The sequence below is a fragment of the Longimicrobium sp. genome, from assembly GCF_036399935.1.
GTDB lineage: Bacteria > Gemmatimonadota > Gemmatimonadetes > Longimicrobiales > Longimicrobiaceae > Longimicrobium.
In genome coordinates this window covers 423,663-431,658 of record NZ_DASWMD010000016.1, presented here as the reverse complement: position 1 = coordinate 431,658, position 7,996 = coordinate 423,663, and the positions used below count along the sequence as shown (strand labels likewise).

Genomic DNA, 7,996 nt, shown 5'->3' with positions numbered 1-7,996 from the left:
CATCAGCGAAGTCCTGGTTCGTGAAGCGCTCGCCCTGGAGGAGATTGCTGACGGCGTGTGGTCGATCTTCTTCTACGATGCACTGCTGGCGCGATTCAACGCGCACGACGGCAAGGTGCACCCGTAAGCCGTGGCGCTTCGACGAAGTAGAGCGCGAGCGCTGTCATTCCGCTTCGCGGCTGCTTACGCCTCCCAAGGGGGGAGGACAAGAGACATCAGGGATGACTGGACTAGCGTCATCACCGTGAGGAGTTGTCAACGATCCTCCCGGTTTAAAGTGTCAGCGATCAACCCGGTTGCTCACAGGGCCAGCCGAAGCGCGGTTCAGGTCTCCCCCTCCCCTGCGAAGCGGGGGCAGGGGGGAGGGGGCTGCCGAGGCATGCGACGAACCGCGTCGAACCCCCGATCGAAGTTCTCCTCTCTCCCGCGCCGTTTGCGGAGGAGAGGCCGGGAGAGGGGGCACCCGAGGCATGCGACGAACCGCGTCGAACCTCACTCGACATCTCTATCTGCTAACGCACTAACGCACTCCCGCACTCCCCTACCACTCAAACACGCTCAACAAGCTCGAGTAATCATCCGTCCACGGCGGCACGCGGCGGACCGTGAGCGGCTCCCAGCGACGGTCGGCCGCGATGATGACCAGGTCTTGGTCCGTGCGCGCCACCGTGATCCAGGTGGCGATGGACTCGTACCGCTTCCGCTTTCCATCCGGCCCGCTGCTCACCCGCCCGGCCAGCCCCCGCTCGCGAACCAGCGCCGCCACCACCGGCTCCAGGTCCAGGTAGCGGTTGCTGATGTGAATGGCGATCACCCCGCCCGGCGCCAGGCGGTCCAGGTACGTGCCCATTGCCTCGCGGGTCAGCAGGTGCACGGGAATGGCGTCGCTGCTGAACGCGTCCAGCACGATCATGTCGAACTTCGGCTCGCTTTCGCGCGCGAGCGACAGGCGCGCGTCGCCCAGCTCGATCCGCGTCTTCGCCGGCGAGTCCGGCAGGTAGGTGAAGTAGCGGCGGTCGGTGGCCATCTTCACCACGTGCGGATCGATCTCGTAGAACGTCCACTCCTCGCCCGCCCTGGCGTACGCGGCCGTGGTGCCCGTTCCCAGCCCCACGACCGCCACCTTGCGGCGCCCCGCGCGCGGAGCCGTGGCGGCGAAGATCTGCCCCACCGGCCCGTGCGGCAGGTAATAGGTGATGGGGTCGCGCGGGCGCATCAGGCTCTGCGCCCCGTGAAGCGTGGAGCCGTGCCGCAGCACGTGAAAGCGCTCGATGATGCCGAACTCCACCACCTTGAAGCGCCCGTAGAAGGAGCGCTCCGCCAGCAGCACCCCCGGCTCGCGGATGGCCTTCACCGTGGAGTACATCATCACCGTGCCCAGGCACAGCGCCAGCCACAGCGGCGTGCGCGACAGCGCCAGCGTCAGCAGAAGCATCAGCGCCGCGGCGGATGCCATCAGCAGGCCGGGGTTCATCTCCTTGGAGTTGGCGCCGATGTACAGCAGCGCGCCCGTAACCGCCACGGTACGCACAGCCATCATCGCCTGTCCCTTCCACCCCTGCCGCTCCTGGGGCCAGGGGCGGGCCAGGCACGCCAGGCCGATGGAGAGCGCGTACTCGTAGACGTTGTTGAACACGACCGGGGCGACGAGCACGTTGAAGATGCCGCCCAGCACCCCGCCCACCGAGATCCACAGGTAGAACTCCGTCAGGTGCCGCACGGCCGGCCGGCGGCGTGCCAGCTCGCCGTGGCACACCATCCCCGTCACGAACAGCCCCGCCAGGTGCACCGGGATGGCTGCCACGGCCTCTTCCACGAAGCCGCTGAGCAGCAGCAGCACCACCACCATCAGCACGGGCGGCTGAAGCCACAGCATGTGCTCGTGCGGCAGCGGCGGCCTTCGCGCAAACGCCAGGGTGAAGGTCAGCAGGTACAGGGCGAGGGGCAGCACCCACAGCAGGGGCACCGGGCTGAGGTCGGTGGTGATGTACGTGGTCAGCGCCAGCAGCATGGCCGACGGCACGAAAGCCAGGAACGTCCAGATGCCCCGCTCGCGCCAGGGGACCGCAGTGCGTGAGTGCGTGAGTGCGGGAGTGCGGGAGTCCGCATCCGCGGGGGCCGCATCGCTTTCGATCGATGGCGGGATGGGGCGCCACACCCAGGCGGCCGCCCCGGCGATCAGCAGCGCGAGGGCGCCGAAGCCGACAGCCCAGGCGGCGCTCTGGCCGGCCAGGCGCATCCGCGGCTCCATCAGCGCGGGGTAGGCGAACAGCGACAGCATGCTTCCCAGGTTGCTGGCCGCGTACAGCGGATAGGGATCGGCCGCGTTCTTGTGGCCGCTGTGCGCGAACCAGCGCTGAAGCAGGGGCCCCGTGCCGGCCAGCACGAAGAAGGGCGGGCCCACGGTGAGCAGCATGGTCCCCAGCAGCCAGGGGATGGGCGCGTCGCTGCCCTCCGGCGAGCGCCCCGCCACGCTGATGGGCAGCAGCAGCGCCGTCACCGCCAGCAGCCCCACGTGCACCCCCACCTGGGCGCGCACCCCCAGCTTTTGCGTGCTCACGTGCGCGTACAGGTACCCGCCCAGCAGCGCGGCCTGAAAGAACAGCATGCAGGTGTTCCACACCGCGGGCGAGCCGCCCAGCAGCGGAAGCACCATCTTGCCGAACATGGGCTGCACCAGGAACAGCAGGAACGCGCTGAGGAACACCGACGCGGTGAACGTTCCCACCAGGGCGAACGACCGCGCGCGCACCGGCAGCGGAACCGGCGGCGGGGGCGGGGGCATGATGGAAAACGGCCTGGATGCCGGCGCGGGTTGGGTGCTCAATTCGGTGGGCTGTGGGGGTGAACCGGGCGATGCGGGGTATCATCGTCGGCGGGCGCCGGTTGCGTCAAGCGCACGCCGCGCCCCGGCTGGTGGAAATCACCGGAAGGGGTGCGCATTTTGCGCCGTCACAACCGTGTAACAGGTCTCCATCGCCACGCGAGAGGTGTAGTGACGGCTCCAGAGCGCCCGCCGCGGGCTCGATCCACCGAAGACGCGCTCAAGGAGACCGAGCGGGCCTTCCGGACCGTGCTCGACAACCTTCCCGGCTTCGCCTACCGCTGCCGGAACGAGCCCACCTGGCCCACGGAGCTGCTCAGCGAGGGCTTCGAGGCGTTGACGGGGTATCCGCCGTCCGACCTGCTGGACGGCAGGGTGACCTACGCCAGCCTCATTCACCCCGAAGACCGCGACCGCGTGTGGGCCGACGTGCAGGAAGCCCTGGCCGGGCGCCGCCGCTTCCAGTCCACCTACCGCATGCTCACCCGTGGCGGTGAAAAGTGGGTGTGGGAGCAGGGGCAGGGCGTCTGGGCGGCCGACGGGGCGCTGGTGGCGCTGGAGGGGCTGGTGCTGGACGTCACCGGTCAGAAGTCGGCGGAGATGGAGCTTCGGCACGCGGAAGAGCGCTTCCGCCTGCTCACCGAGCAGTCGTGGGACATCGTGCACGTGCAGGATGCGCAGCGCGTGATCCAGTACATCAGCCCCTCGGTGGAGCGGATGCTGGGCTTTGCGCCCGACGAGATGGTGGGACGGCGCGGCGCCCTGTTCGTTCACCCCGACGACCAGGACTTCGTCCGCCGCATCTACGCGGGCGACATGCAGGAGCCGGGCGCCACCGCGCGCACCGGGTTCCGGCTACGGCACAAGGACGGGTCGTGGCGGACGGTGGAGGTGTTTTCGCGCAACACGGCCGGTCGCGGGCAGCCCCCGTACGTGATCACCTACACCCGCGACGTCACCGAGCAGCGGCGGATGGAGGCCGAGCTGCGGCAGCTGGCGCTGTACGACGCGCTGACGGGGCTGCCCAACCGCACCCTGCTGCTCGACCGGCTGGGGCATGCCCTGGCGCGGGCCGGGGAGGGCGGCGACGCCGTATGCGCCCTGCTGTTCCTGGACCTGGACCGCTTCAAGCGGGTGAACGACAGCCTGGGCCACCCCGCGGGCGACCGGCTGCTGCAGGAGGTGGCGCGCCGTATCCAGGCCGTCGCCCGGCCGGAAGACACCCCGGCCCGCCTGGGGGGCGACGAGTTCGCGCTGCTGGTGCATTCCGCGCGCAGCGAGGGACAGGTGATGGGGATCGCCTCCCGCCTGCAGGCCGCCATCTCCGCGCCCGCCAAGCTGGACGGCGCCGAGGTCACCCCCAGCGCCAGCATGGGCGTGGCGCTGCTGCACGAGGGGTACGCGGGCCCCGACGAGGTGCTGCGCGACGCCGACATCGCCATGTACAGCACCAAGGCGCGCGGACGCGGCGGGTTCGCCGTGTTCTCGCCCACCATGCACGCCGACGCGGTGGGGCTTCTGGAAACGGAGAACGCGCTCCGCCGAGCGCTGGACCGGTCCGAGTTCCGCACCTTCTACCAGCCCATCGTGTCTGCCCAGACGGAGGCGCTGGTGGGGTGGGAGGCCCTGGTGCGCTGGCAGCACCCAGAGCGCGGGCTGCTGGGCCCCGCGGCGTTCCTCCCCATTGCCGAAGACAGCGGGATGATGGTCCGGATCGACCGCTGGGTGATGGGCGACGCGCTGCGGCAGCTCTGCCTGTGGCGCGAGCGCTTTCCGGAGCTGTTCGTGAGCGTGAACGTGTCGGGGAGCGACTTCGACCACCCGGGGATGGTGGAACAGGTGCAGTCGGCACTCAGTGGGGCCTGCGTGCCCGCCGGAGCGCTGCGGCTGGAGGTGACCGAGAGCGTGCTGATCGACAACGTCGCGGCCGACTCGGCGCTGCGGCAGGTAAAGGCGCTGGGGGTGCGGGTGGACCTGGACGACTTCGGCACCGGCTACTCCAGCCTCAGCTACCTGTCGCGCTTTGCCGTGGACGCGCTGAAGATCGACCGCTCGTTCGTGGCGTCGCTGCGCGAAAAGCCGGAAAGCCGGGCCATCGTGGGCGCCATCGTGTCGCTGGCGGGCAGCCTGGGGCTGGAGGGAACGACCGCGGAGGGAATCGAGTCGCGCGAACAGGCCGACGACCTGCGCGCCGCCGGCTGCACCCATCTGCAGGGCTACGCCTTTTCGCCCCCGCTCCCCGCCGCCGAAGCCGAGGCGTGGATGGTGTCGCACGCAGAGGCGCTACCAGGATGAATCGCGAGTTCGACGTACTCATCGAGCGCGACAGGGAGGGCTGCTACGTGGCATCCGTTCCGGCGCTGCGCGGCTGTCACACGCAAGCCAGGTCGCTGGACGACTTGATGGAACGTGTGAAGGAAGCCGTCGGAGTGTGCTTGGAAGTAGACGGTGGAGAGGCTGAGCCGATGACGTTCGTAGGCGTTCAGCGGATATCGATCCCCGTCTGATGCGCCGCTGGTTGTGCAGCCACGATGATCTGCGCGGCCTCCGCAAGGTCGCCGACGCCGTGGTCCGGGGTGAGGGCTGGATCGGCATCCGCTCGGCCGCCGACCAGGATGGTGCGGCAGCCGGCGAGGCGGCCTGCTTGAATGTCGGCGGGGGTGTCGCCGATCATCCAGGAGCGGGCGAGGTCGATGCCGTGCTCCGCCGCGAGCGAGGTGATCATCCCCGGGCGCGGCTTTCGGCAGTCGCAGGCGATGCGGTAGCGGTCGACGGTGCCCTCGGGATGGTGCGGGCACCAGCGGAACGCCTCGATCTCCACCCCCTCGTCCCTCAGAAGCTCGCGAACCCGCGCCTCCACGGGCCCGAGCGCTTCTTCCGCGAAGAATCCGCGCGCCACCCCCGACTGGTTGGAGACCACGAAGAGGCGAAAGCCCGCATCGCGCAGCATCCGCAGCCCCTCCCCCGCCCCGCGCGTGAGCCGGATGAGCACCGGGTCGACGTTGTACGGCACGTCGTCCACCAGCGTGCCGTCCTTGTCCAGAAACACCGCCGCCATCCCGCTCATCCCATCCCCAGCCCCTGTGTCGTTGCACCCGCGGACCAACGTCTCTCCCAGCGTGGACGCGCCACATCATCGAACCCACACCCCGACAAGCCCTGGGCTCACCAGGCCCTGCTCTCAGCCAGGCCCGTCCTCGCGGAAGACCTACTTGATCTTCGGCGCCGGCTGCGTGCGTCCGCCCTGCGTCAGCATCAGCCGGGTGACCGCGCCGGATGCGTCGCGCTCGAACTCCACGGTCAGCTGCGCCTCCTGCGCGGCAAAACGGGATTCCGTCTGCGCCACCAGCGTGATGTCGCCCTGCCCGGTGGCGCGCCCCTTCAGCCCATCCCCCTCGCGGCGGATGGTGATGATGAAGTTGGGGGCGAGCTGGTAGTCGCCGGCGTAGCTGTCCAGCACGGCGGCGGGCACCGCCACGCGGGCCGCGAGTGGCGCCAGGGCCTCGGCGGGCGACTCGTCGGTCCGGGGCGACACCGCCTCCTGCGGCCCGATGCGCGGATTCACCCGCAGCCCCGTCACCCGGCCGCCCTCGCGCAGGAAGGCGATCCGCGTGCCGGTGTTGGGATTGATGAACTCGTGGTTTCCCAGGGCGCGAATCTCCTGCCGCATGCCGCCGCGGCCACGCTGCAGGAACAGCCGCTCCCCGTCGCGCGTCACCACCCGCCGCTCGTCGGCACTCACCCGGTACACGCCCACGTACGCGTCCAGCTCCGCCGCGGGAACGGCCACGAACGCCGGGGCCGCCCTGCCCATCAGGCGCTCGGCGATCCTCGTGGCGAAGGTCTCGGGATTCGCGAAACCCCGCTCCGCGTTGCTGAGCACGTACACGTGCAGGCGCTGCGAGGGAATGAACGCGCCATGCGAGCTGAACCCGTTGATGTCGCCGCCGTGCTCCACCGAGGGCTCGCCCGCCACCCGCGACAGGAACCATCCGTAGCCGTAGCCGCTTCCCCGCCCCGCGGGGAGCGCGAACGCGGTATGGGCGCGCCGCCAGGTCTCGGGCTTCAGGAAGCGCCCGGCCTGCACCGACTGCCCCCAGCGCAGCATGTCGTCCACCGTAGACACCAGCGCGCCCGCCGAGTAGGGATGCGTCAGGCTCAGGTACTCGGAGTTGGTGATGGCGCGCCCCTGTCCCACCCCGTAGCCCCGCACCCGCCCGGGGATGATGGCGGTCTGCGTCTCCACGCGCGTGTTCGTCATCCCCAGCGGCTCGAACAGGCGGGTGCGCAGGCAGTCGGCGTAGCTCTGCCCGCTGACCTTTTCGATGATGGCGCCCAGCAGCGCGTACCCCGAGTTGTTGTAGCGCCAGTCCTCGCCGGGAGCGAAGTCCATCGGCTGGTCGCGGAACGCGGCGATGAGCTCGGCCGGTGTAACGTCCATACGCGCCTTCGCCCGCCACTCGGCGATGGACGTGTAGCTGCGGATCCCCGACGTGTGGGTCAGCAGGTGCTCGACGGTGATGCGCCGGCCCTGCGTGGGATAGTCGGGAAAGAACTTCGTGATGTCGTCGTCCAGCGAGAGCTTTCCCTCGTCCGCCAGCATCAGCGTGGCGACGGCGGTGAACTGCTTGGTGATGGAGCCCAGGCGGAAGACGTGCTCCGGGCGCATCGGCACGCCCAGCTCGATGTCGGCCATCCCGTACGCCTTGCGCATCAGCACGCGGTCGCCGCGCGCCACGATCACCGCCGCGCCCGGCCCGCCGGCGGGATAGGCGGCCGCGAGCATGGAATCCACCGCCGCCAGCGACGGGTCCACCACCTGGGCCGAGGCCGTGACGCCCGGCGCGGCGGCCTGCGCGAGCAGCGCCGGAGCGCTCGCGGGCGCCGCCAGGACCGCCGAGAGCGCTAGCGCGCGGATCATGTGCGACAGTCGGATCATCATGGAGAGGATCGAAAGGTGGGTGCAGGCGGTCGCAACGAAGATACAGGCACACGCACGGCTACGGAATATTCCTGGGCTTCCTTGCTGACACGGCCGCCTTGTGATGGTGCTGCAGGCAAGGCGCTACCTCTGTTTCCGCACGCCATCTCGTGAGGCGGGGCGCTATTCGGACAACCCCGTTGCATGGCTCGGGTTTCTGCCATTCATCTTCTTCGATCCGGCCATCTTAA

The 7,996-nt window shown here is 69.7% G+C and carries 4 protein-coding genes; 1 reads left to right on the top strand and 3 read right to left on the bottom strand.

The annotated features are described in order from the left end of the window. Positions 1 to 541 precede the first annotated feature (541 nt). Positions 542 to 2,785 (bottom strand): fused MFS/spermidine synthase, encoded by a 2,244-nt coding sequence (locus tag VGB24_RS06575; protein WP_331072160.1) that lies wholly within the window; start codon positions 2,783 to 2,785, stop codon positions 542 to 544. Between the two features lie 210 nt (positions 2,786 to 2,995). On the opposite strand from VGB24_RS06575, the gene VGB24_RS06570 reads away from it, so the two are divergent. Then, complete coding sequence (locus VGB24_RS06570; RefSeq protein WP_331072159.1) at positions 2,996 to 5,119, top strand: putative bifunctional diguanylate cyclase/phosphodiesterase; 2,124 nt, start codon at positions 2,996 to 2,998, stop codon at positions 5,117 to 5,119. A 187-nt stretch (positions 5,120 to 5,306) separates the two neighbouring features. On the opposite strand, the gene VGB24_RS06565 is transcribed toward VGB24_RS06570, so the two are convergent. Further along, positions 5,307 to 5,882, bottom strand: coding sequence for an HAD family hydrolase (locus VGB24_RS06565; RefSeq protein ID WP_331072158.1), 576 nt, complete (start codon positions 5,880 to 5,882; stop codon positions 5,307 to 5,309). A 150-nt stretch (positions 5,883 to 6,032) separates the two neighbouring features. Further along, positions 6,033 to 7,766 carry a serine hydrolase gene (locus tag VGB24_RS06560; RefSeq protein ID WP_331072157.1) on the bottom strand — a complete coding sequence of 578 codons (1,734 nt, stop codon included), beginning with the start codon at positions 7,764 to 7,766 and terminating at the stop codon, positions 6,033 to 6,035. Between the last annotated feature and the right edge of the window lie 230 nt (positions 7,767 to 7,996).

Coding starts and splice junctions, on each gene's coding strand:
- VGB24_RS06575 (WP_331072160.1), bottom strand. CDS start 2,785: ATGCCCCCGCCCCCGCCGCCGGTTCCGCTGCCGGTGCGCGCGCGGTCG.
- VGB24_RS06565 (WP_331072158.1), bottom strand. CDS start 5,882: ATGGCGGCGGTGTTTCTGGACAAGGACGGCACGCTGGTGGACGACGTG.
- VGB24_RS06560 (WP_331072157.1), bottom strand. CDS start 7,766: ATGATGATCCGACTGTCGCACATGATCCGCGCGCTAGCGCTCTCGGCG.